At 49.4% G+C, this 24,497-nt stretch carries 26 protein-coding genes, 1 pseudogene and 1 riboswitch; of the genes and pseudogenes, 5 read left to right on the forward strand and 22 right to left on the reverse strand.

The genetic code is table 11. The features are described 5' to 3' along the window. Positions 1–18: 18 nt before the first annotated feature. The 3 genes from ICC18_RS25840 to zwf form a co-directional block, all read right to left on the reverse strand. Positions 19–1,602, reverse strand: a complete 1,584-nt coding sequence (locus tag ICC18_RS25840; RefSeq protein WP_188177337.1) for a peptide chain release factor 3 — start codon at positions 1,600–1,602, stop codon at positions 19–21. Between the two features lie 55 nt (positions 1,603–1,657). Beyond that, positions 1,658–2,722: a metallophosphoesterase family protein gene (locus ICC18_RS25845; protein ID WP_188177338.1), complete on the reverse strand. Its 1,065-nt coding sequence runs from the start codon at positions 2,720–2,722 to the stop codon at positions 1,658–1,660. Between the two features lie 134 nt (positions 2,723–2,856). Next, positions 2,857–4,398: a glucose-6-phosphate dehydrogenase gene (gene zwf / locus ICC18_RS25850; protein WP_188177339.1), complete on the reverse strand. Its 1,542-nt coding sequence runs from the start codon at positions 4,396–4,398 to the stop codon at positions 2,857–2,859. A gap of 192 nt (positions 4,399–4,590) precedes the next feature. Between zwf and ICC18_RS25855 the strand changes: the two genes are divergently transcribed. Next, positions 4,591–4,956 carry a hypothetical protein gene (locus tag ICC18_RS25855; protein ID WP_188177340.1) on the forward strand — a complete coding sequence of 122 codons (366 nt, stop codon included), beginning with the start codon at positions 4,591–4,593 and terminating at the stop codon, positions 4,954–4,956. A 45-nt stretch (positions 4,957–5,001) separates the two neighbouring features. Here the strand turns inward: ICC18_RS25855 and ICC18_RS25860 are convergent, their stop codons facing one another. Then, entirely contained in the window at positions 5,002–5,445 is a 444-nt protein-coding gene (locus ICC18_RS25860; protein ID WP_188177341.1) for a GNAT family N-acetyltransferase, read from the reverse strand. Between the two features lie 170 nt (positions 5,446–5,615). Between ICC18_RS25860 and ICC18_RS25865 the strand changes: the two genes are divergently transcribed. Then, positions 5,616–6,227: a hypothetical protein gene (locus ICC18_RS25865; RefSeq protein ID WP_188177342.1), complete on the forward strand. Its 612-nt coding sequence runs from the start codon at positions 5,616–5,618 to the stop codon at positions 6,225–6,227. Here ICC18_RS25865 and ICC18_RS25870 read toward each other — a convergent pair. The 6 genes and pseudogenes from ICC18_RS25870 to ICC18_RS25895 all read right to left on the reverse strand — a co-directional run. After that, a pseudogene (locus ICC18_RS25870) lies at positions 6,215–6,424 on the reverse strand (cysteine synthase A); the annotation flags it as partial. The gene ICC18_RS25865 and the pseudogene ICC18_RS25870 sit on opposite strands and share 13 nt — an antisense overlap. Before the next feature lie 425 nt (positions 6,425–6,849). Further along, complete coding sequence (gene lepB, locus ICC18_RS25875) at positions 6,850–7,398, reverse strand: signal peptidase I (protein ID WP_188177343.1); 549 nt, start codon at positions 7,396–7,398, stop codon at positions 6,850–6,852. 26 nt (positions 7,399–7,424) lie between these two features. After that, on the reverse strand, positions 7,425–8,069 hold the full coding sequence (locus ICC18_RS25880) for a response regulator (RefSeq protein WP_188177344.1): 645 nt from the start codon (positions 8,067–8,069) through the stop codon (positions 7,425–7,427). A gap of 54 nt (positions 8,070–8,123) precedes the next feature. Then, positions 8,124–9,203: a sensor histidine kinase gene (locus ICC18_RS25885; RefSeq protein WP_188177345.1), complete on the reverse strand. Its 1,080-nt coding sequence runs from the start codon at positions 9,201–9,203 to the stop codon at positions 8,124–8,126. A 49-nt stretch (positions 9,204–9,252) separates the two neighbouring features. Beyond that, a complete protein-coding gene (liaF, locus tag ICC18_RS25890) occupies positions 9,253–9,915 on the reverse strand; it encodes a cell wall-active antibiotics response protein LiaF (protein ID WP_188177346.1) in 663 nt (220 codons plus the stop codon). 261 nt (positions 9,916–10,176) lie between these two features. Further along, positions 10,177–10,863: a PspA/IM30 family protein gene (locus tag ICC18_RS25895; protein ID WP_188177347.1), complete on the reverse strand. Its 687-nt coding sequence runs from the start codon at positions 10,861–10,863 to the stop codon at positions 10,177–10,179. 223 nt (positions 10,864–11,086) lie between these two features. Then, a riboswitch (cyclic di-AMP (ydaO/yuaA leader) is annotated at positions 11,087–11,238 on the forward strand. A 4-nt stretch (positions 11,239–11,242) separates the two neighbouring features. Here ICC18_RS25895 and ICC18_RS34000 point away from each other — a divergent pair. Then, the gene (locus ICC18_RS34000) at positions 11,243–12,040 is read left to right on the forward strand and encodes a stalk domain-containing protein (protein ID WP_223192863.1); all 798 of its coding nucleotides are present in this window, start codon (positions 11,243–11,245) and stop codon (positions 12,038–12,040) included. A 186-nt stretch (positions 12,041–12,226) separates the two neighbouring features. Beyond that, positions 12,227–12,931, forward strand: coding sequence for a polysaccharide deacetylase family protein (locus tag ICC18_RS25905; RefSeq protein WP_188177348.1), 705 nt, complete (start codon positions 12,227–12,229; stop codon positions 12,929–12,931). A gap of 143 nt (positions 12,932–13,074) precedes the next feature. On the opposite strand, the gene ICC18_RS25910 is transcribed toward ICC18_RS25905, so the two are convergent. Further along, the gene (locus tag ICC18_RS25910; protein ID WP_188177349.1) at positions 13,075–14,265 is read right to left on the reverse strand and encodes a GNAT family N-acetyltransferase; all 1,191 of its coding nucleotides are present in this window, start codon (positions 14,263–14,265) and stop codon (positions 13,075–13,077) included. A gap of 309 nt (positions 14,266–14,574) precedes the next feature. Between ICC18_RS25910 and ICC18_RS25915 the strand changes: the two genes are divergently transcribed. Then, the gene (locus ICC18_RS25915; RefSeq protein ID WP_188177350.1) at positions 14,575–14,694 is read left to right on the forward strand and encodes a sporulation protein YjcZ; all 120 of its coding nucleotides are present in this window, start codon (positions 14,575–14,577) and stop codon (positions 14,692–14,694) included. 151 nt (positions 14,695–14,845) lie between these two features. Here the strand turns inward: ICC18_RS25915 and ICC18_RS25920 are convergent, their stop codons facing one another. The 11 genes from ICC18_RS25920 to ICC18_RS25970 form a co-directional block, all read right to left on the reverse strand. Next, positions 14,846–16,108 (reverse strand): molybdopterin molybdotransferase MoeA, encoded by a 1,263-nt coding sequence (locus ICC18_RS25920; RefSeq protein ID WP_188177388.1) that lies wholly within the window; start codon positions 16,106–16,108, stop codon positions 14,846–14,848. Positions 16,109–16,137: 29 nt separating this feature from the next. Further along, positions 16,138–17,142 (reverse strand): GTP 3',8-cyclase MoaA, encoded by a 1,005-nt coding sequence (gene moaA, locus ICC18_RS25925; RefSeq protein ID WP_188177351.1) that lies wholly within the window; start codon positions 17,140–17,142, stop codon positions 16,138–16,140. A 40-nt stretch (positions 17,143–17,182) separates the two neighbouring features. Next, positions 17,183–17,791 carry a molybdenum cofactor guanylyltransferase gene (mobA, locus tag ICC18_RS25930; RefSeq protein ID WP_188177352.1) on the reverse strand — a complete coding sequence of 203 codons (609 nt, stop codon included), beginning with the start codon at positions 17,789–17,791 and terminating at the stop codon, positions 17,183–17,185. Continuing rightward, complete coding sequence (locus tag ICC18_RS25935) at positions 17,788–18,429, reverse strand: MOSC domain-containing protein (RefSeq protein WP_188177353.1); 642 nt, start codon at positions 18,427–18,429, stop codon at positions 17,788–17,790. Before ICC18_RS25935 ends, mobA begins: the two co-directional genes overlap by 4 nt. Before the next feature lie 109 nt (positions 18,430–18,538). Next, the gene (locus ICC18_RS25940) at positions 18,539–19,894 is read right to left on the reverse strand and encodes a molybdopterin-dependent oxidoreductase (protein ID WP_188177354.1); all 1,356 of its coding nucleotides are present in this window, start codon (positions 19,892–19,894) and stop codon (positions 18,539–18,541) included. 309 nt (positions 19,895–20,203) lie between these two features. Continuing rightward, entirely contained in the window at positions 20,204–20,977 is a 774-nt protein-coding gene (locus ICC18_RS25945) for a sporulation protein (RefSeq protein ID WP_188177355.1), read from the reverse strand. 75 nt (positions 20,978–21,052) lie between these two features. Continuing rightward, positions 21,053–21,340 carry a YkgJ family cysteine cluster protein gene (locus tag ICC18_RS25950; protein WP_188177356.1) on the reverse strand — a complete coding sequence of 96 codons (288 nt, stop codon included), beginning with the start codon at positions 21,338–21,340 and terminating at the stop codon, positions 21,053–21,055. A 113-nt stretch (positions 21,341–21,453) separates the two neighbouring features. Further along, positions 21,454–21,918 (reverse strand): stalk domain-containing protein, encoded by a 465-nt coding sequence (locus ICC18_RS25955; RefSeq protein ID WP_188177357.1) that lies wholly within the window; start codon positions 21,916–21,918, stop codon positions 21,454–21,456. Between the two features lie 124 nt (positions 21,919–22,042). Beyond that, positions 22,043–22,504: a DUF2269 family protein gene (locus ICC18_RS25960; RefSeq protein ID WP_188177358.1), complete on the reverse strand. Its 462-nt coding sequence runs from the start codon at positions 22,502–22,504 to the stop codon at positions 22,043–22,045. Positions 22,505–22,629: 125 nt separating this feature from the next. Then, positions 22,630–23,688, reverse strand: a complete 1,059-nt coding sequence (locus tag ICC18_RS25965) for a HAMP domain-containing sensor histidine kinase (protein ID WP_188177359.1) — start codon at positions 23,686–23,688, stop codon at positions 22,630–22,632. Continuing rightward, positions 23,685–24,407, reverse strand: coding sequence for a response regulator transcription factor (locus ICC18_RS25970; protein ID WP_188177360.1), 723 nt, complete (start codon positions 24,405–24,407; stop codon positions 23,685–23,687). Before ICC18_RS25970 ends, ICC18_RS25965 begins: the two co-directional genes overlap by 4 nt. Positions 24,408–24,497: the final 90 nt, after the last annotated feature.

Genomic DNA, 24,497 nt, shown 5'->3' on the forward strand with positions numbered 1-24,497 from the left:
AAACAGCCTCTTTTTTGCTTATGGTGCACTCGTTAAAAATTGCGCCGTCGGATTTTTTTCTATCGCTGAACGCAGTGCGTACTCACTTTCGAATAAACCGACATAGTTGCCTTTTTTGTCTTTAACAAGCTGGGAGTTGATGCGGAACTTGCCCGGATCGATCTTATCATCGACAATCCAACGCGCAAACTGGTAATTCTGCCGCTGCAACTGGATATCTACCCCATATTCGGACTTCATTCGATGCTCGAGAACCTCGAATTGAAGCTGTCCAACGACGCCGAGAATCATATCCTCGAAACCGATCGTTGTGAATACTTGTATCATGCCTTCTTCGGTCAATTGATCGATGCCTTTCAAAAATTGCTTTTGCTTCAAGGCATTCTTGATCGATACCTTGCTGAACAGCTCCGGCGAGAACGTTGGCAGCTCATCGAAAATAACTTCTTCGCCTTGGCTTAACGAATCGCCGATCCGGAAGATGCCCGGGTCAAACAGCCCGATAATATCGCCTGGGAACGCCTCTTCCACGATATCACGATCCTGTGCAAGGAATTGCTGCGGTTGTGCTAATTTAATTTCTTTGCCTGCACGGTTATGCTTAACGGACATACCTCGCTCGAATTTACCGGAAACAATGCGTAGGAAGGCAATACGATCTCGATGGGCAGGATTCATGTTCGCTTGAATTTTGAAAACATAGCCTGAAAATTTCTCCTTCGTAGGCTCGATCAGACCCGCCGAGCTGTTGCGAGGCTCCGGTTTCGGCGCTAATTGCAGGAAGTTCTCGAGGAATGTCTGCACCCCAAAGTTGTTGACGGCGCTGCCGAAGAATACCGGAGTCAATTCGCCCTGCAGCACTTTTTCCATATCAAAAGGATCTCCAGCTACATCCAGCAGCTCAATATCCTGACTTAATTGCTTATGCAGAAACTCACCGGCGATTTCTTTCACGAGCGGGTCATCGACGCCGCTTACTTTACGCACTTCGATTTGCTTGTGATCGTCGCCTTGGAACAGCTCCAGCTGCGTCTTTTCACGATCATATACGCCGCAGAACTGCTTGCCGGAGCCGATCGGCCAGTTCATCGGGTAAGAACGAATGCCTAGCACCTCTTCCAGTTCTTCAAGCAGTTCGAACGGATCGCGGCCTTCGCGGTCCAATTTATTAATAAAGGTGAAAATCGGGATACCGCGCATGCGGCAAACTTGGAACAGCTTCTTCGTCTGCGCCTCGACCCCTTTGGCAACGTCGATTAGCATCACCGCGCTATCCGCAGCTGTGAGCGTCCGGTACGTATCTTCACTAAAATCCTGGTGACCTGGCGTATCCAAAATATTAATGCGATGCCCTTCATAATCGAACTGCATCACCGAGGACGTAACCGAGATTCCACGCTGCTTCTCAATCTCCATCCAGTCGGAGGTGGCATGCTTGCTGGCTTTGCGGCCTTTGACCGTACCCGCCAACCGAATTGCCCCCCCGAATAGGAGCAGCTTTTCGGTTAAAGTTGTTTTACCCGCATCCGGGTGGGAAATAATCGCGAACGTTCGTCGTTTAGCGACTTCCGTCTCTAGTTGTTTGTTTAATTGCGTAGTCATCCGTTTATTTAGTCCCTTCTTCTTGCAATAGGTTGTTTAAATTTATTTCTTCCATCTAGGCTTTTTGCAGATCAATGCTCCATTCCGCTTCCGCGATAAAGGAGCGGTTGCTGAATTCTCGCCCTCGGATTACAACTTTATTCGCGTACACCTGCACATAAAGTCCTTGCGCTTTATTCTTCGCTTCCTGCTGGTAGGCGCGATTCAGCGTCCTGCCTACAGAGGAGTTATGAAAGTAATGGAAGGTTTCCTTCACATAATGCGGAGAACCATTCTGGAAATCCTGATGGCGGTGTCCGCAAAAAACGAACACATTCTTGTAAGGCTTGAGTGCTTCACGGAACTGAACAGCCCGGATCAATTGATGAGTGCGGCCATCCGTGCCGTTGGCCGGCAACGGCTGATGGGTCATGACGAATAACGGTCTTCCCGGTTTATAGAGCGCTTTGAGCCGTTCTTTGAACCACGCCATTTGCTCATCCGAGTACCAGGCTCCTTCTCCTACCTCCGGCTTTTCCTGTACATAGGCCTCTTGAGACAGCAGAAGGATGGAATGCTCCTTCGTTGTAAATTCGTTGTAAAGCTTCTCATACCCGAAAAACTTTTTAAACTGCTCCCTCGACATGGCGTCCGTCTTCCCATTCGGAACGGCGCCCTGATCCCAGTTGTTCGCTTTGTTTATCCAGATCGTGTAGTAGTCGTGATTGCCCATATTCGCGTGAACAGGCGGCAGTTTATATTCGCTTACTATGGTACGCAGGGCCTTATAATCGCTTTCCGTGCCTGTGTCGGTTAAATCGCCGGTCAACATGATCGCATCGACCGGTGCATTAAAATGCGTAATATCATCCAATGCTTGCCTTAGCTTTTTACCGGTCGTCGGGTCTCCGCTGCTAACATGGAGATCGCTTAATATAAAATACGACATAAGCGGTTCCGTTGACAACGGTTCAGCCGTTGGTTCCGCCGTCGCTAAAACAGGTTCCGGTTTCAAAGGAGACATAACTGCCTCTTCCCCGGACAGAAATTTTTTCTTGACCAGCTGGCTAAAAACCGCGCTTAATCCGACCAGGGCTGCACCGATGAACATCAACCATCTAATAAAAGCTCTTCGCGACATACTGCACCTCAATTATCAATAATGACCGTTACTCATAAACACTATTATAACAGATCCCGCAAAATTGAAGAAAGACCCCAATAATGACAATAAAACCAACGGGCATGTCAGCCCGTTGGCATCTCTTGTAAAACCTATTTGGTCAGCACCGAAGCTTTCGGGGACTCCGTTTCCCAATCCACTTCGCCTTCGTTTTGACCGTTTATCGGCCACCATTTGAAGCCGTCTTGCGTCAGCATCTGCGTCGCTTCCTCAGGTCCCCATGATCCGGCCGGATAGGACTTCAAATCTGCGGAGCTTTCAGCCCACGCCGCAGCGATGCGATCCACATAGGACCAAGCCAGCGCCACTTCGTCCCATCGGGTGAAGTACGTGGAATCGCCGCGCGTCGCATCATAGATCAATCGCTCGTAGGCTTCCGGCGTATTGATGCCGATTTGGCAGCTTTGGCAGAAATCCATGGCGACCGGAACGATCACTCCTTCCGAGCCCGGCTGCTTGGCATTCATTTTCAAATAGATGCCTTCCATCGGATTCACGCGGAACACGAGCAGATTCGGCTGCAGATCGTGTTTTTTGGCCAAATATACGTTATTCGGGATATTTTTGAACTCCACGACAACCTCCGTTGTTTTAAGCGGAAGCCTTTTTCCAGTACGGATATAGAAAGGGACACCCGCCCAGCGGAAATTATCCACGTGTACGCGAGCCGCAAAATACGTCTCCGTCGTCGATTCCGGATTCACGGACTCTTCTTCGCGGTAGGCCGGAAGCGCTTTGCCCTTCGATGTGCCATTGGTGTATTGGCCGCGAACGACGTTCGCCCTCACATCATCGCTGTTCTCGAACAGACGAAGGGAACGAAGCACCTTCACTTTCTCATCGCGAATATCTTCCGGATGCAAGCGGCTTGGCGGTTCCATCGCCATCATCATCAGCATTTGCAGCATATGGTTTTGGCCCATATCGCGAAGTGCGCCGGAATGGTCATAATAGCCGCCGCGTTCTTCAACGCCAACCGTTTCACTAAGCGTTATTTGAATATTTGCTATGTATTTGTTGTTCCAAAGCGGCTCGAAAAATGCGTTTGCGAACCGCACGAACTCGATGTTCTGCACCATTTCTTTACCCAAGTAGTGGTCGATGCGGTAAATATCTTTTTCCTCGAATACTTGGCGCAGTTGTCCGTTCAAGCGCTCCGCCGAAGGCAGATCATAGCCGAAAGGCTTCTCGATCACGAGGCGATGCCAACCTTGCGTCTCGAGCAAGCCGCCTTCCCGCAAGTTGTAAGAAACATTGCCGAACAACTCCGGAGCCAGTGCCAGGTAAAACAACCGGTTGCCGCCCGTTTGAAACTGTTCGTCCAGTCTGGCCGTCAGCGCATTCAGCTCGTGGAAGCCAGCCACGTTATTGATATCCAGTGACATATATTCAAAATGCTGCGCGAAATTCGCAAATTCCGGCTCATTCGTAATTTTGTATCGTGCAAAATCATTGATGGACTGCTTCACGTCCTCACGGAACTGCTCATTCGTGCGTGGTCTTCGAGCCAGACCGACCACGGCAAAGTTTTCGCCCAATTTGCCTTCCCGGTATAAAGCATAAAAAGCCGGAAATAACTTCCTTTTCGCCAGATCCCCTGTTGCTCCGAAAATATAAAACACAGCTCCACTCATCTATGCATCATTCTTTCTCTATTGGATTAGGTAATATGCTTAGCATACCTAAAATGAGCTAGGTATTCAACTTTTCCAGGCCAATTTGTCTGATAACTTTTTCTTATGCGAAAGTAGACATTCGTCTATACCGAAAAGTCCGGAGCGGAATAGGCTGACAGTAGTCTATAACACGGAGGTGCAAGGAAAAACATGCAGCGCATATTCCCGGTAACAGAACAAACCTGTATAGCTCATTGCGGTAAGCAGGTTCTGATTTACTTATACGACGGTTCGGAAATCTATGGGACGTTAAGTCGCGTGGAAAGCGGCCGCCTTATTTTGAACGACACCGTGGCAGCGGTGTCCAGCTCGTCCAAGAAAAAGCCAAAAGGCAAAGCAGCTAAGGCTAAACCCAATCAAAATCAGGCAACGACCCAAGCTTGGGGGCCATTCGGTGTTCCTTACGGATATGGATACGGCCCATATGGCTTCCCTCCCTTCGGAGGCTTCGGCTATGGCGCCGCTCTAGCTATCGAATTAGCTGCGATCGCCGTATTATTCGCTTTCCTTATTTAAGCAAAGCAGGGCTGTGGATATTTACTCCACGGCCCTGCGTTTTTTTCATCGAAGCGATTTCGTCATCCTATAACAGGCGATCTCCGGTATATAATCCTTCACTGAATACCCTCTGCCTACATAAAACCGGAATGCCTTCTCATTACTGTCGTCAACCAGCAGCTCCACGGTCCGGCAACGCTCAGCGTTCCCGTAGGCCTCCGCGACGTTCATCAGCTGCTGCCCCCAGCCTCTGCTCTGCTCCCGAGGGTCAATCGCGAGCATATCCACATATAAGACTCGAGATTTGCGGAGGACTGTAATAAAACCGAATGGACGTCTTACTCCCTTAGCTGCGACGTACGTCACATTCCGGTTCAACCGCTTGCGTATTTCAGTAAAAGTCGCTGACGAGCTTACGTCAAACTTTCTTGAAAAAGGAACTAATTGTTCCACGATTAATCGGTGAATGACCCGATCGTCAACGGAAGCTAATCGTTTGCGTATCACACGGCATCGCCTCCACTTGAAGCAATAATGCTATCTTATGTAGGTGTTTCCGCGCTTGACTCCATTTGTTCCCAAAAAAACCAGTGAAATCTTCCTATGCAAGTACCAATTTACCCCAATCACTGCGAATGGTATAGTATATATAAGCGAACAAAGAGGTGGTGTTTCCTATGATTAACGCCTATCCGGTCACGGTAATTAACAGCTACCAAACACATAAGGACTACTACCGAGTCAGCAGCGTGCGCAGCGTAACAGGCGGCAAGTCGAGTACTTCACGTCAGCCCCTTGATCTGCCTTATGATCGATTAATGTACAAACAACTGGCTCAAAGATCAGCTCAAGGACTGGCAGGAATCGTGCAATCCGCACAGAGCGTCAAACAGTCCGCACAAACGTTGATAGAATCTCGACAGTTGAACGAGAGCATTACCGAACCTATTCGAGCATTCATCCATGCTTATCATACATTTCAAGATCAATTGCGTGAATCCCCTGAGTACTTAATTGCCGAGCTTGACGATAGCTCACTTGAGGTTCAGGTTGATGAACTCAAGGAACAGATGGAGAGTCGTGATGGACTTACGAATAAAAGCCTAGGAAACATCATCGGTTTTGCTGAATCTTTGTCCAGCCAATTAGGACGATTAGAGCAGCTGCCCACCGAAACCTTATTTCAAATGCATCGTTCACCGCTTAAGCCTTACGGTCAATACCGTTCTCAGCTTCAAGCCTATCTGCCCGTTCCCATGAACGGCCTGCTGCTCGATCAGCGCATATAACCCTGCTCCCCAACTTGAAACAGTGAAGCAGACAAATATCTTTCTCCCGTATCCGGAAGCAGTGTAACGATCAGCTTCCTTTTGTTCTCGGGTCTTCTCGCGATTTGTGTGGCAGCATGAACAGCAGCCCCCGAGGAGACCCCGACCAGCAATCCTTCCATTCGCGCCAATTGACGTGTCGCCTCGAATGCTTTCTCAAACCCATTGGAAGCCCCTCCCCAGCACTAATAATTTGAATAACGAACGGTAACCTCCCCAAAGTGGAAGACTTAGTCGCCTGCGACTATTTCCGCCCTGTTTGTTCCTTTTCGGATGATAATCTCATGCCAGGACTAGTCGAATTACGCCCTTCGATCACATACATGAACCCAGTCCGGACAACGAACGAAGGGCTCTATTTAGCGACTCAATGGTCATTATTTGCGAACGCTGGGCGCTGTTCAGTATTTGTGCGAACGTCTTTATAACCGAACAGTAGTCGCAGTTCCATATTTCTCGGCGATGATCATCTGACTTCCGATTTATCCAAAAATTTGCAATACAAAAGAACCGTTCAAGATTAAACGGTTCTCTCGTTGGATTTCATAAAGCAAAATCACGACACTTGGATCTTCAGAGCTTATTAAAACAGCTTTTTCCCCAGCACATGATCGAGCGGAATGTACCCGATCACTCTGCTGTCCATGCTGTTGTTGCGGTTATCTCCCATGACGAAAACGTGACCATCAGGAACTTTCCACTTCGCATCCGCCGACTCTCGCATCTGTTCATTGAGATACGGTTCATCGATAGCTACGCCATTGCGATACATTTTATGATCCTTAAGCTCCAGTTCATCTCCCGCTTTGCCGATCACCCGTTTGATCCATACATGCTTATCATCGCCTCTGGTAAACAAGCTGAGCAGCGGACTATCCAACAGATCGTTTTTGAATGTCCGTTTAAGATCAACCCGACTGTCGATGATGACGATATCGCCGTAGTCGGGTTCGTACTTAAACGTATGCGACAGCTTAGATACATACACTCGCTGCTGATCGTGCAGTGTTGGATCCATAGAATGTCCCATCACCTTCGTGGATTGGAATACAAAAACACCTAGAAATACAACCAATACAAACGAAATGGCAATGGACCCGATCCAGCTCCAAATTTGCTTTAGCAGATTCATCGTTTCTCGCTCCTTTATGTCCCATGTTATTCGGCCAAACCATGCTTGAACGCATAAATTGCCGCTTGTGTGCGATCTTCCACACCCAGTTTTGCGAGTACATTCGTCACATGAAACTTGACGGTTTTCACCCCGATGAACAACTCATCAGCGAGCTCTTGATTGGATTTGCCTTTCGCGATTAGGCGAAGGACTTCCATCTCGCGTTCCGTCAGCTCTTCATGAGGTGCCGCCGCTGCCTTCGGCTGACGGAATCGATTCATGATTTTCGATGCGACCTGCGATTCAAGAATTGACTGGCCTTTCGCTGCAGCTCTTATTGCCTGGGCAATTTCAGAGGCGCGTGATGTTTTGAGCAAATAACTGAAAGCGCCCGCTTCGATTACGGGGTACATTTTTTCATCATCCAAAAAGCTTGTGAGGACGATGACCTTGCATTCCGGGTAAAGCTGCAGCAGCTTGCGAGTCGTCTCGATGCCATCCATTCCTTCCATGACAAGATCCATGAGTACAACATCAGGCCGATACTCCTGGGCCAGACGGATCCCGTCTTGTCCATTGCTCGCTTCGCCAACCACTTCGATGCCGTCTTCCGTCCCCAGAACCGCCGCTAGTCCAATTCGCACCATCTCGTGGTCGTCGACGAGCAGCACCTTAATATTCGACTCCATTTGCTTCTCCTCCTAAGAGCTTTCCGTAGGAAAGCTTGCATCGTAAGCATGCGCTCAGCTTTCCGTAGGAAAGCTTGCATCGTAAGCATAATCATTGCCAAGAATAGGCACGCGGATCTCAATGCGTGTACCCCGATCCGGGGCAGTAATGATATGTAAAGAACCGCCGATTTCACTCACGCGCTCTTTCATGGATACAATTCCGTAAGATGTATGCTTTTTCGCATCAAGTTCAAAGCCGACACCGTCATCGCGAATGGCCAGGCGGATGCCATCAGGGCGATGCAGCAGCTTCACTTCCAGCTTATTCGCTTTGGAATGACGCAGCGCATTGGATAACGCCTCTTGAACAATACGGAACAAATGGTCTTCAATTCCCTTAGGCAGACGAATTTCATCATCCATGTCCCAGGAAATCGCCATCGGCACCTTCGCGGCCAGCTCCTTCAGAAGCTCAACAAGGCCTTCGGAGAGCCGCTTGCCTTCCAGATGCACCGGACGCAAATGCAGCAGCAGCGCTCTCATCTCGGATTGCGCGACAGAAGCCATCTCCTCAATGAGGTGGATTTGCCTCTGCGCTTTCTCAAAATCTTTGTCGAGCGTACGCCCGACCGCCGTCGCCGTCATCGATATCGCAAACAGCTGCTGACTAACCGCATCGTGGAGCTCGCGCGCCAGACGCTGGCGTTCCTCAATAACAGCCGAGAACTTCGCTTTCTCCGCGAGTTCGGCATTGTCGTTAGACAATCGTTGAAGGGAGGTAACCTGCTCCTCCCACCTTTTCATGATGCGGCCAAGCTGTTCCCCGAGACGTCCAATCTCGTCTTCGCCGTTCTGAAAGCCGCTGCGGGTGAACGTACCCTTTTCAAGCAGAATCATCGTCTCCATCAGTGGCTCTAGCCTGCGTGTGATGCGATTGCTGCTCCAGAAGCCGTGGATTGCTCCAATGCCGATAACAATGCCAATGACCATGAGCGAGAACTTCACGCCCTCCTGCCAATTCCGAAAAGGCTCTATCATGCCGCGTGAATTGAGAAAATAAATAATGACGCCAAAAACAATTAAGCTGAAAAGGATCGATTCGCCCATGCTGCGCCATATCATATTCGTTAATTTCCGTTTATAGCCGTCCAATGCGCGATGACCCTCCTCAAGTGTCCCTTAAAAAATCGAAATTTCCCTTTTACAACACTTTGACGTTGATATCTCCTACGATGTAGGAAAGAACAAGTTTCACCCGGTGATCGCAATTGTCATAATTAGCGGATTGCCACATCAGTTTGTTCAACACGCCGCTTTCCCGCTCGCTGGCTATTTGTATTTGACCAAGGGTTACAGAGGAAGTCACCGAAATGCCAATATCATCCGGCACTTTGATGTCCACGTCGCCTACGACCCCTTGCAGGATAACAGTCGTTTCCTTTTGTTCCAAGATGGCCAGCGACAAGTCAATATAAGTTTCACCAATAATGTACCAAGTACTGCTGTTACGCAATATCCAAGGCTCTCTGCCAAGTCGGACGCTGTCGACCAGCTTCTGCTTTTGGATATACGTATCATCCCTATGCACCTGCTTGGAGCGAATAAAGAACAGACCAAGCGAAATCAGGACAACGGATAAAACAATCGTAATATGATCGCCAAATAAGATAACGGCTCCAATGCCGATCAGCACGTAGCCCTTGCGTTCCTTGCGCGAGCGGAGTCGATGAATGCCAAGCAGAATGAGGACAACCGCAAGAATGGGAAAAAAGCCAATCGTATGATCCAGAAGTAAAAAAAGACCGGCTCCAATCAGCACTAGCGCTGTATTCCGGTTGCGGTTATTTTTGGTTTCTTCTCCCATCGTTGCACCTCCTCTGGCTGCCGTTTATCTTTCATGATTTCTAAGAAACCATTCATTCGTTCAAACAAAATGAGCCCATTTTGCATCTTTCCTAGCATACCATAAGAATGGACAGCCTCCAAGAAGCAAATGCTTGTGCCGTAAGGCTTATACATGTATATGCAGGCATAAAAATATGATTTGCAGGTTGACATTTGATGGACAACCGGACAGAGCGGCCGCGAAGCTTGCAGCACTGCGCGGCCGCTGGATCGTGCGCGGCTACTTCCTGCCGCGCGTGTTCACGTCATCGCCGTCGCTAGCGCGGCGATGCTGCCATTCGTGCTGCAGCTTGCCGCGCAGCGCGTGCCATTCATGCTGAAGGTTGCCGCCGGCCTCCTTCAGCGTTTCCCGCGACAGGCGGCCCGCTTCGCGGAGCCCCTGCAGCGCTTCGCGGCTTAGCTCGCGGCCGGCGACTTCCAGCTCGCGCAGCGAGTCGCGAGCGCCATGCTCGTGCAGCCCGCCTTGCGGCTGCATGCCGCCATCGCGCGGCGAAGCGTAGCCGCCGCGCGCCTCCCCTGCTGCGAGCGAAGCGCGCAGCAGGCGCAGCTCCTCCGCGAGCGCGAGGACTTCGTCCTGGCAGCTCGCGTACTGCGCGCGGTAGTGCTCGCACGCCGCTTCCTCGCGCAGCTTCTCTTGCAGCGCGTGCCGCGCGAGCGCTTCGTCGCCGGCGCGCATCGCCAGCTCGGCCTGCTCGCTGCGCAGCTGCGCCATCTCGCCCGTGCTCACGCTTTGCAGGCGCAGGTCGAATGCTCGCTGCAGCGCGTTCTGGTAGCGCTGCTCCAGAGCTTCCACCTTCGGCGAGACAGTCCCCCCAGCTCCGCCGCTGCGTTCCTGCATATCCAAGCGCTCTGCCGCTTCACTCCAAGCAGCCTCTGCCATTTTCCCGATCCGATTCAACATTTTCATCCTCGCACCCCATATTCCATTTATTAACAATTCGAACTTGCGAATGGAATTGCTCCTTGTTCAACCCTTGCTGCCGTCCTTCGTTGTCTTCATGCTACTATCGTACACCAAAGCCAAAGTGCTCAAAACGGACCCGCGACTGTTTTTCAACCTAGACCTAAGTCCAGTATCAACTCCTTCTTTCCACAATTTGGACGTTGTTTCATCAAGGTTGATAGTGCTAAAATAGCTGAAGCCGAGTCCGGTACACAGACAAAGTGCCGGTACGGGGGACGATTTACTTGGGGTGAATATTTGCTGTTTCTTGAAGCAGACTAGGGAGAACCTTCTTCCCGAACCCGTCAACTAACCTCGGAGGCTCATGAAGGAGGAATACCAATTGAATAAAGTAGCTAAAGGGCTAACAAGCCTTGCTGTGTTTACCACAGTCTTGGTAGGAGGCTTTATTTCCCCATTTTCAGCACATGCGTCTGACATGGACATGGACGTGAAAGTTCAAGTTAACGATGATCTTATCCATTTTCCGGATGCACAACCTTTTCTGGACACGAATCATTCTGCGCAGGTTCCAATCCGCTTTGTAACGGAGAAGCTCGGATACGCGCTTGAATGGAAAAAAGAAGGAGACCGGATCAAGGTCACTTTAAATAATGAGAAACACACGATCACGTTGACTTCAGGACAAAAAGAAGTGCAAATAGACGATGCTTTTGTGGAGATGGAGACACACGCTGAATATCAAGACGGCAGAGTGTATGTGCCGCTGCGCTTTATCTCTGAAGCTTCCAATATTCCTGTTCAATGGGAGGCCGGCAGCAACATTGCTATTTTAAACAAAGATGGTAATCACCACGCTCCAGACTATGAACAGTTCCAGGCAACCGCTTATTCGGCCGATCCTTCGGAGAACGGCGGCTACGGAGCAATGGACTACATGGGTAATCCTCTGAAACTAGGTACCGTTGCTGTTGATCCTTCCGTGATCCCGCTTGGCTCCAAGCTTTATATTGAAGGCTATAACTTTAATGGTCTGCCGACCGGCGGTATGTATGCATACGCCACAGATACGGGCGGTGCAGTTAAAGGGAAACGTATGGATATTTTCATTCCCGGTTCCAAGCAATCTGTGAGAAAATTTGGGATCCAAACGATTAAGGTCTACCGGGTTCCTAACTAAAATGTTGTATGCAGAAAAAGCTGCGCTTTGGAGATTAACTCTCTAAGCGACAGCTTTTTTCATTTTGCCTATCTCCCCTGATGTAATTTGTTCCTTCCTATTATTAACATCCTTCTTCATCGTATAGGTTCCATTGGCAATCCAGAAACTAGCCTGTAACTGCACGATTCAGGAGGTATGGAACCTATGCGTAGACCTGCATCTATGTTTCTGTCGTTGTTTCAATTCGCCATTCTTATCCTTTTTACAACCGCGGGCATGCCAGTCCCTCAAAGCAAAGTTGTGTGGAATGTGGACACCGACCAGAAGCTTGTCGCTCTCACCTTTGATGACGGTCCCAATCCCGTCTATACCCCGCAAGTACTTGACGTACTTAAGCAATTTGATGCGAAAGCCACGTTTTTCGTACTGGGTAAGCGCGTGCAAATGTACCCTCAAATTGCGATTCGCGAAGTGAACGAAGGGCACGAAATCGCCAACCATACGTATGACCATCATTTTCTCAAAAACGTTAGCCCCCAAAAATTGAAGGAAGAAATTGAACAAACGCAGGAGATCATTTTTGACATTACCGAGCAAACGCCCCATGTATTCCGCCCGCCGGGCGGCTTCTATAATCAATCGCTATTGGAGTTAGCCAAACAGGATCGTTTCACAGTGGTCATGTGGTCGTGGTATCAAGACACCAAGGATTGGAAGAAACCAGGCGTCCATAATATCGTTCAATCCGTCCTTTCCAACATCCACAATGGCGACATTATTTTGTTCCATGATTTAGAGGGTGACTGTACCCAGACCGTAGAAGCTTTGAAAATTGTACTTCCTGAGCTTAAGAAACAGGGCTATCAATTTCTGACTGTAACGGATTTGATTTCAAGGATGAACAAGTAAGTGATGATGACGCTCAAATCAAAAATGAACCGCCAAAAGACGGCCACGTGGTCCATATCCCACTAAAGCCGCCTCTATCGGTTTCCCAGTCATGGGTTTTAGAACCCATACAGGACGTGTATCTCATCACTTACTCATGTATTTTAAAAAAAGTCCGACAAGTATGTAGTCCGTTCAGGAATAGCCGCTTCCAACCTGCGAACAAGCTCGGAAGACCCTTGCAGCCGATCGGTTTGAGCTAAAAAGCTTGCATTCTGATAACCGATCAGTAGCGCTGTTAATGTCTGTATGGAGCAGCTAAGAGCCTCCGAGTCAGAGGGTAATTCACCTTCAGCCAGCTTCGTAACATGTGCTGCCGTACCATTTTCGTAAAATTCCAGAAGATATACACCGTTGTTCCAATCCGCACGGGAGTCGGATACGCGTAGATACACAGGTTCTGCTTCTTCCCGTGCGTCAAAAGGATACTGAGACAGAAATCCTTCCACATCCACAATTCTTGCTGAGAAATAAGTGATTTTCTCCTGCTTGAACTTCGGATCGTGCGTTAGGAAAGGCAGCGCATCGTCGATAGGCGCGTTCAATTGTACTTTTTCGATCATAGAATCATGATCTGCGATGAATTTCCATAAGCCGCGTCTCGCTTCCTCATCCAAAAACACCATTTCATGAATCGTCGCCACTTTGTCTTTAACCTGATAGAATATGTATCCTTTATGTTCGCCTTGCGGATTGCAGTAGATGGCTGCCGTCCCCTTTTTGAACTTGAAATATCGTTGATTCCACCAGAACTCATCCCGTATTAACATGCCGTTATAACGGACTGCATGCGCTTCGTAAATAGGATTGAGGAGTTCCCAGTTTTTAGCAATGCGTACTATTTTACTGCCCTCCGCCGCTTGGAACTTAGGGAGTTTATCCAAAGGAATCTCGTACTTCAAATAATCTACATATATTTCCCACCCATACTTGCGGTAAAACTCAAACTTAAAAGGTGCCAGGAACGACAGCGTCTGCCCCGCTTCCTTCATTGTTTTCAATGATTGAACCAGGAGCTGGCCGACCATCCCGTTGCGGCGATACTCTGGCCATGTAGCCACACCGGCAATGCCACCCATCGTAAAGCTTTTGCCGCCCAGCCATGTTTGGAAAGGAAGAATCGTTAATTTGGCTGCCAAAGCGCCATCGACAAAATATCCCCATACCTGATTCGGATCTGTCCAGCCAATCCGTTCTGTCTTTTCCTCGGGGGTCAGCTCAAATTGAAAAGCAAACTCGGACAGTGAGAAACTCTCCGGGAGCTCCTCTTGTCGTAACGTGCGAATTTCGTTCATTCTTCCCTCACCTCATCTTATTAAGATCAGCTTTTCGCCACAACATAGCGGCTAGAACAGGCTTTCCTCCCTATTATATACTTTTTGGTCATCACAAGGGCATTCGTCCAATCAACGAATAGCCATCGGACATATGTTATATCAGAACGTTTGGAAAGGGGGATGACACATGAGTGGAGTAGCTGGTTACGGCACATCTGCGGGTGCCATTCTTGTTTTGTTTATTTTGTTAGTCATCATCACACGCGGTATTTTCCCTTATTAATGGGTAAAACCACTTAAAAGAGGGATTAAAGGGAGGGAATACTTTTGTCATATGCAGCTGATTATAGTCATGAAGCTCCTGTAGGCGGCGGACTTTGGACTTCTGTAGGAACGATACTTGTTCTTTACGTCCTGCTCGTTATCATACTTCGCACGTTCTTTTAATGTAACATTTCCCATCCTTTAATAACATGGCCTGTCTTTGTACGCTTCTTTTAAAGCGGCGAAAGGCAGGTTTTTTTCTTATTCGTCAGTTTGTAAAAACAAAAAAAAGAATGACTTCTATATAGAAATCATTCGGTATCTACATCATCTTTTACTTCCCTGTACTCGTTGGATATACAACAACCCGGTCACCTATTCGGAATCCTTGTCCGCCTGCCGGCAGCCAAATCAAGCAATCCGCATCTTTGACGGACACCATAATACTGGATTTATCAACCCCGGCGGGCCTTACCCATAGACAACCGTTATCTATGCGTGTCGTCCCTCTTACGTACCGCGGATAAGCGGAAGCTTTGCCGTAATCGACATCAAGATTGGCAGTGAACGCTTCCATGTAGGGGTTCGCGCAGCCCTGCATCGCTTTAATGAGCGGTTTGACAAATAGTTCAAACCCGACATAAGAGGCGCCCGGATTCCCCGATAACGCAAGCAAAAGCTTTCCGTTCCAAATAGCTGCACTCGTCGGAGTGCCGGGCCGCATGGCCACTTTGTTAAACAGCAGTTTACCGTCCCAACGTCCAAATACATCAACGAGCACATCGTAATCGCCTACCGAAACACCGCCGGAGGTGACGACAAGATCCACATGCGTCATCGCATGTTCCACCGCAGCCTGCACCTGAGGCGCATCGTCGGACAGCGCCGGCATAATCATCGGTAGACCGCCCGCCGCTTCCACTTGAGCGGCCAGCATGTAGCTGTTGCTGTTGCGAATACGCCCAGGTTCCAGAGGAGCATGTACGTTCAGCAGCTCTGAGCCCGTAGAGAAGATGGCCACTCTTGGCTTACGATATACTGGAACCTCGCTGTATCCAAAAGTCGCAAGTATTGCCGCTTCCCCCGGTCCAATCAAGCTGCCGTGCTGCAGCAATAAGTCACCCAGGCCAATTTCACCGGCAATGGGGGTAATATTGCTGCCTGCCTGCACATTTTTTTTCACTTGTACCCATGCCGCTTCTCCCTCATCCCTTAAGGAATCGGTCATTTCCAGCATGACAACGCAATCTGCGCCATCCGGCACAGGCGCTCCGGTCATAATGCGTGATGCCGTGCCGGTACTAATAGTGAACTGCGGTATGGTGCCGCTCGGGATACGCTCGATAACCTTGAGCTGGATGGGGGATTCGGGTGAAGCCTCGCTAATATCTATTGAGCGAACCGCATAACCGTCCACACCCGATCTACGAAAATGCGGTACATTATGGTCTGCATATACATCTGCAGCCAGCCTTCTGCCAAATGAGGAATCTAACGGTATAGTTTCGATTGCCATCGATGTTACGTATTCACGAAGGGCAGCGCGCGCTTCCTCAACGGATATCACTTTACGCCCGAATTTAAGATTTGTATCCATGCTCACAAGCCTTCTGTTCCTCCTATTGCTTAGCCGCCAATTTGCGACATCCGGCGCAGTGTCGGCGTGTGCGACTGCTCTTGATTCATCAATGCTTGCGCCATCTCGTGATTCTGCGGTTTGATATCCAGGGCACGGAAGAACAGGTCTTCGACTGCCGCATCGTCACCAATATATTTTCGAACGTTGAATTCATCGGACCAATATAAACAAGGCTTCACGTTGCCGTCCGCCGTAAGGCGCAGCCGATTGCAAGTTTCGCAGAAGTGATCGCTGATCGGATGAATAAGACCGAAAGAGCCTAGCGCTCCTTCAATCCGATAATTCTGCGATGGGCCATTACCATAGACGGATTCGGACGGAACAGCATTCCATCCTTTTGCTGCACACCGATCCAACACCGTAGTTAGCGGCAAATAACGACCTTTCCAGGTGTCGTCTTGATGACCGATCGGCATATATTCAATAAATCGTACCTGAATGGGACGATCCACGGTCATTTGCAGGAAGTCTTCGATTTCATCATCGTTCAACCCCTTCATCAGGACCACGTTCAGCTTGATCGGGCCGATGCCTACGCGATAGGCTGCTTCGATGCTTTCAAGCACCCGGCGAATGTCGCCGCCCCTTGTAATCAGAGAGAAACGATCCGCTTTTAAAGAATCCAGACTTATATTCACACGGGTTAACCCTGCAGCGCGGAGCTTCTCAGCCCGGGAAGCAAAATAAATACCGTTGGTTGTTAATGCAATATCTTCAATACCAGGGATTTGCGAGAGCATGCCAATCAGCTGCTCCAGATTTTTGCGTACCAGAGGCTCCCCGCCGGTCAATCTAAGCTTACGCACGCCAAGTCCTGCCAGTACACGGACAACCTCGGTAATTTCCTCAAAAGATAACAGCCTTTCTTCAGGCTCGAATTCCATTCCCTCTTCAGGCATACAATATACGCAGCGCAAGTTACAGCGATCCGTTACAGAGATCCGCAAGTAATCGTGCTTACGTCCAAATCGATCAACTAATAATTTTGGCATAGGAGTTCACCCTCTCTCTACGTCCATTATGGCATATTTCCTAACAAAAACCTAGCACAACCTCATAATCTTCAGGCGTGTTCACGTTCAAGACGAACCGAGTGGAAATCCCTTTTTCCATGAAAAAATCTTGCTCTGCCTCCTGGCAATCAATCCGCTGCAGCAAGCCCATCAAACGATACTGCTCATGTGCCAGCAAAGCCTCGGCCTCAGCACCGACTTGCCGCGTATAAATACCATGGAGCGGATGTACACGTCCGTCGATGACAGGGACGACAGCATCGCTGCCCTTATCCATACATTGCATGCTCATCGCCTCAGCAGCTGCAGCAGATAGGCAGGGCATATCACAGCCGACGACCCAAAGTAAGGGCTCCGAAGCCTCCAGACATGCCGCGTGAATTCCTCCAAGCGGCCCAGTTTGAACAAACCGGTCGCGGATTGTGCGCACCTTTACATCGGAAAAAGTGTCAAGTATAGGAGATAGCACTTCGGGGTTGTTAGTGACAACGAGTATCTCTTTACAGCATGAGGCCATTTCCTCCAGCTGCCTGAGAATCAGCGGCTTTCCGCTAATCGGGAGGAGCGCCTTCAGCCGCCCTCCCATTCGGCGATTCAACCCGCCTGCCAAGATGACGCCCGTCATCATGCTTGCAACTTAACCAATCGTTTGGCGAATGACTCCCTCCAGCTTGCGGACAAAGCTTCAACCGCCAGAATTCGCTCTATACCCTCAAGGTTCGATTGATCGTGATACATGATTTGATTGGCAAAAGCGACCGTAACGCCCGCTTCGTGTTTGGCAACAAGCGCAACCTCCGGCTGAACAGGGATGATGCCTTCTTGGAGTACTCTGAAATAATAGCCGGTAAAGCCGGTATCCTGCACTTGAACGGCCAAATCCGCGACATCATGACGTTTGGCCAGCTTATGACAAGGCTGCCGAGGTTGTGAAACCTGCACAATGGCCTCACCGATTTGGTAAGTATCTCCGATACACACTTCTTCCTCAAGAAGGCCGCGAACCGTTAAATTTTCACCGAATGCTCCCCATGTCAGATTCCGATCCAATTTATGATCCCAAGCGTAATGTTCTTCACAATACACACACAGCGCTTTATCGGCACCGCCATGATTGACCAGATCCGCTTGACCGTCTCCATCCAGCTGCACTTTCGAAACATGCAAAGGAGAGCTGACCGGAGATTTATAGATCCCCGTATCCAGCTCCTTCCCTTTGTATATAATCGTTTGCGGTATACCGACGTTTACAGATATGATTTCCATATGTGAATCCCTCTTTCCCCAGCAGCATTGTTAGCATTTACTATACCAAAAACCGCGGTGAAAGTCAGTTTCATTCCAGTCATTGCAGTCATTGCAGTCATTGCAGCAATTATACCGGCTCTTGCTCTACCCATACCCAAGCATCATTCCTATAGCCTCTTGCTTCCCAGTATCCGATGTGTTCCTTATCGATCAGCTCGATGCCTTGAAGCCATTTAACGGATTTATATGCGTACATCTTCGGTACGATAAGTCGGACAGGACCTCCAAGCTTTTGCGGAATCGGCTTTCCGTCCAGCAGTACGGCGACCATGACATCGTCCATCTCTGCTTGATCCAGGGATAGTGCATCTGTATATACCTTATCCCCTGAGTAAAATTTCACGTATTTCGCAGACGGCTGGACACCTGCTGCAGCCAGCAACTCCTTCAACGGGATGCCTTCCCATGTGCATTTGTAGACCGACCACCCGGTCACACAATGGAAATCGCTCACCTGAACGGTTCGCTTCAGGTTCAAGAACTGCTCCCAGCTCCATACGCTGGGATGATCCACCAGCCCGGATACGGCGAACTGCCACGTATCCGAAGCGAATGCGGGAATTTCCGTAACGGTATAGATACGGAAATTCCCCTGCGCTCCGCCGCCGATGACAGCGGCGGAATCGGGCAGCGGCGCCGGCGGCGGGAGCATCCGGTTGCCGTCCAGCGCGGCAATCTCGGCGGCTGTATTGCCGCCGGTATCGAAGGCGCCTTTTACCCAGCGGTAAAAGGCGGGTCCGACCGCGATCACGAGCAGCAGCCCTGCGGCAAGCCGCAGGAACGATGCGCGTGTGATCGGCGACGCCTTCAGCGCGGCGATAACCGCCTGCGCTGCTGAGCGCGCGGCCGCGGCGTCCGTAGCCGCCGCGGGTTCTGGCTGCGCCGCCGCCGGGACGCTGGCGGCGGGTGTTGCGGCCGCCTGCTGAGCGGGCGGCCTAGCAGCGGCAGCGGCCTGGTCCAGCCGCTGCTGCCGCTTCAGCCATCGGCTGCGCGAGATGGCGTGGTACAGGGCATACGGCACTCCGACCCAGGTGAGCAGGTCATGGATGAGGAGTGCCGTGTTGTTCCATGCCGGCGGCAGATAGCGGAACTGCCACAAGATGACCCCCGACGCGCTCCAGCCGAACAGAAGCGCGAGCACGAACACCAAATTTGCGCGCCTGCTGCGCTTGTCGCGAATTTGGTGCCAGTGTTTACGCAGCATCGGTGCGTATAGAACGATGAGCAGGATCGAGACGACGCCCAAATAGATGTGAAGCTGCTTAAGCGTCACTCGAAAGCCGCCCAAATCTCCCCTTATTGCACCAATACTTAGCACAATACCTGTGATTGTCAGCAATAGAAGAATCCACGCATTAATGCTATGGATGGCATTCAATCGTTTACCCAAAGATTGCTTCAACCAGCCTCTTTTTGAATGCATACCGGCACATCCTTTTTCAATCGCGTTTTATTCTCTAAGCATAACGTATAAATGTTAAAAAAGACTTACAAATCAGCTAAACTTTCCAGATGCTATGAGCCCCCCTGTAGTCGCTATCCCACAAACCAGAATTGTTTAGATCAGCTCTTCTTCCATACTCTCTGCTCCTGAGCTATGGGGAGAGTGCTCGAAGCGTAAAAAACCGATGGATCATCTCAACTATAAGTTCAGAGCGACCCATCGGTACTTGTTGTATATATTAATTTATCTTCGGTGCACAGCACACATCAGCGTTAATTCTAAACTACTCTATACGTAGCGACGAATGAGGTCTGAAAGCTCTCCGGCAATCGAGTGCCTGCCGCGCGCAAGTTCTGACTTGTTGAAGCGACATTGTACGAAGCTCTCGTCTGTATCCATAGCCTCGGCGATGAAACCGGCAAGGCCGCGCGCCCGGCGGTCGATCTGGAGGAGCAGCTCAATCCCGTCTTCTTCCGGATAGAATATGATCTCCAATTCATCTAGCCGGCCGCGGAATTCCGATGTCGGGACAAACTCGAACTCCTGCACGAATGGTAGTCCTCTGCCATGGCGAGGGGCATATTGGCACGATACTTCCCGCAGACGGAATCCCATCTGCTCGACAGCGTCCATTACAATTTGCGCATGAGGATGCGGAGATACCTTCACACGGTCCTGATCCTTCGGATCGAACGCTTCTTTGATATCGAGACCCGTCTGAATCCATACCGGCGTCCGGCCCATCGTCACGGGAGTCGTCTCCGGAAGCTTGAAGCTGAACGGGAACTCATACGTCTGCTCTGCTTCCACCGTAAATTTACCGGCCAGCAGAAACTTGGCGATCGCCGCCTCTTGCTCGACCTTCGTATCGTTCTGCTCCTTCGTATATGTTGTCATGACGTATGCGTAGACATCATCCACCTGCTGGTCAACTCGTCCACCCTGGATCCGGACCACACCCTCCAGCAGATCGCCGGCGGCAATGGATGAATCATCAATCAGCATATCGACTTGGGCAGCACCGATGCCGACAGTGGCGAGCATTTTTTTAAATATTGACATAAATGAATTCCTCCTCAGATTTTAACGAACTATCATCTTATACGAAGCACACATTCGATTGGTTTCTCGGAAATGTTAATCCATATCTATTACTTTTGAGGGAGGATCAGAAGGTTTCGTTGCTTGTTCGAGAGCTTGAAGAATGGCAAAGGCTTCCTCATTAGAATGTCCGCACATATCTTCCGAAGGTCGCAAACTGCTGCATACGACAGGGCGTTCCCGTTTACCGAACAAGCCGCATCTGAAATCAGTCGTAAGGTGTACGCAAGGAATTCCTGCCGGCTTTCCACCCGGCATTCCAGGAATCGGAGATGAAATTGAAATAACAATGCAGCACGCCGCGCAGCCTACCCTGCAATCCATAATTTCCCCCCTATAAGTCTAATTATAGCATGTTGATGAAGTAACCCATAGCATAACAACAAGAACAAGCTGCCGATACGGCAGCCTGTTTGCGCAAACGGGTATTTTATTCCTTACTGCATCGGCATCATATCCTTATTCAGATACATGTCAACGAAGTCTTTCGACACATACGTTTTATCATTAATAATCGTCGGAGCATACATCAACATGGCTTCCATATTGCCCGCCATAATCGTCTTACTGTCGATATGTATCGCGATGCCGTCCATCATAGACATCGAATCGTCTTTCATAGTCATGTCGCCCATCTTTTTGTCTTCCATCTTCTTATCATCCATCATCATCTTCATCTTCATCAACGTGACAGAACGTTTCTCACCGTTCCAAGTCACCTTAAAGCCTAGCGTTTCCGCCACTTGGCGCAAAGGAACCAGTTCTACGCCATCCTTGGTCATCGTCTCGATGCCGCTGTAATTGAACTTCGGCATCATCATTTCTTCTGCGTTTGCCAATCCGGGAAGAGCCAGCGTACATGCCACCATCGTAACTGCGATCATTTTTTTCCATGTTCTCATCTTCATTTCCTCCCAAGGTATAGGATCTTCTTCTCATTAACTAAGTTAACTCGGGAAGCTTAAGAAAAACTAACGAATAGATTACAAATCCCTTACAATCCTTTGAACGAAAAAGCCCGGCACATTACGTGCCAGGCTTCCATACCATCAATACAAGCGTAATAAGGGGTACAATCGTTGCAACCGTTCCGTAGATGTCCCATTTTTTTGAAACCATACGATATGCTGCAGTTTGTTCACCTAGTCGGAGCGAGTCCTCGCTGAATCGAATCATTTTCCTTTGAAGAGGCAGTAAAATGAACAGCCACATGATGCCCGAGATCGAGAACAAGATTAAAGAAACAGAAACCCAGTTCCATGTGAGCAGCGAATAGCCTAACTGAAATGCCATGATATGTCCCGGAATTAGCAGCAGCAGAATGCCCGGCACTGTAAATATATAGTCGGCCAGCATAATGTTTTTTACTGTGAGATGGATGTTGTGCAAGTCTTGTTTTCCATAATGGGCACGTACTTTCCAAAATGCAGCGGTAATAATATTTCCCAAAAATAAAACCGCACCTAAGACATGCAAAAATAACAGCATCCTCGCCCAACTCCTTTATCCTTTTTCTTGCTTTTATTATAACTTGAGTGAGAAGACGTGTAAGGTGAGCAAGGTCATGCATAGGTGATGACCAAAGTCACAACCATAACGGTATCAAAGAAAACCTATAATTCCTCTTGCCGCTGTTCCTTGTAAATCGGCAACGTAAACCAAAATCGGCTCCCTTGACCCGGTTTACTTTCCACGCCAATCTTCCCTCCGTGCAGCTGCACAATGGATTTGGCGATGGCGAGCCCAAGGCCTGCTCCACCGCTTGAGCGGTTGCGGGAAGGATCTGCGCGATAAAAACGATCGAAGATCCGATTCATGTCCTGTTCTTCAATACCTTCTCCTTGATCCTCAATTTGAAGCCGTATGAAGAGATCCGAGATCTGTTCCGCTTTAATGCCGATCGTCCCCCCGGCCGGCGAGTATCGAATGGCGTTATGGAGAATGTTAGACAGCACCCGCTTCATCTCTTGCGGCATAACGGCAACAGGCGGTAAGCGATCAGGTACATCAACCTCGATCTGCAGCTTCTTTTCCTCCAGATGAAAAGCCAGACTCTGAAGCCCATCCAGCAGTAAATGATCCACGTGATAAAGCTCTGGAGCGAACTCTGTTCCACCCGCATCCAATTGTGAAAGCTTAAACAACTCTTGGATTAGCCCGTCAAGACGTCCAGTTTCAATACGAATGGTTTGTAAATAACGGTTAAAGGTGTCTCTATCTTGAATGACGTCATCCTGCAAAGCTTCAACGAATGCTTGAATGGACGCCATCGGTGTCCGTAAATCGTGGGAAACATTCGCTACGAGCTCCTTGCGGGAAGCCTCTGCCGTTTTTAATCTTTGAAAGCTTTCATTCAGCTTGCTCGACATCGTATTGAACTGTGTGGCGAGCTTTTGAAATTCTGCCGGTCCAATCATAGGAACTTGCCCTTGAAAATGCCCCTCTGCAATATGCGTCGTCTCTTGAGTGATCGCATGAATCGCTTTTTCCAGAGGGCGAGTCATCATAAAGTGAAGCAGCATCGACACGCCTGCGGCGACTAATGTCACCGTAGTAAGCAGTACAACGTCATTCCACTTCAGCAGCATGTATTGGTAACAAATGAACAGCGAAAGCAAAATCATTCCCGTGCTCACACCGCTTGCGATAAGCAAATAAACCCGAAGCTTCATGATGGCTCCCTACCCTCAAATTTATATCCGATGCCCCATACCGTCTTGATGTATCGCGGCTGTGACGGGTTTGGTTCGATCTTCTCCCTTAATCTGCGGATATGCACGGTTACGGTCGTCGTATCTCCGTAGTAATCGATATCCCAAATCTTGTTCAATAGCTGATTCCGGGAAAAAACCTGCTCGGGATGCCCGGCGAACAAATGCAGCAGTTCAAATTCCTTCACGGTCAGCTCAACTGTCTTCCCGTCCACCCAAACACTGCGTTGCAGGACATTGATCTCCAGTCCCGGAAATTTCATGATATGCGCCGGCTTCGCACCCGCCGACACAGTGGCCGGATCTACATGGCTTCGCTGCAGTCTGCGCAATATCGCATTCGCTCGCAGCACCAGCTCGCGGGGACTAAACGGCTTCGTCAAGTAGTCGTCTGCACCTATCGTTAAACCCATAAGCCGATCCATTTCATCGCCTCTCGCCGTCAGCATGATGATGGGCACGTCCTGCTCGTTGCGAATTTCTTCGCATACTTGCCAGCCGTTTTTGCCCGGCATCATGAGGTCCAGTACGATTAGTTGCGGGCTATGCAGCCGCCACAATCGAATGGCTTCATCGCCATTTGAGGCGGCCAGCACCTGATAGCCTTCCCGTTCCAAATAAACGGTGCACACATCAATAATATTCGTTTCATCGTCAACGACGAGTATGAGTGAACCCATAAGCTAGACCTCCTCGCGCTTTGGACCTATTATACCGCACAATGTGAGGATGAAGCTTACAGATATCTTACAAAAACATAAAAGCCCCTC

It is taken from the genome of Paenibacillus sedimenti (assembly GCF_014534655.1).
Taxonomy (GTDB): domain Bacteria; phylum Bacillota; class Bacilli; order Paenibacillales; family NBRC-103111; genus Paenibacillus_E; species Paenibacillus_E sedimenti.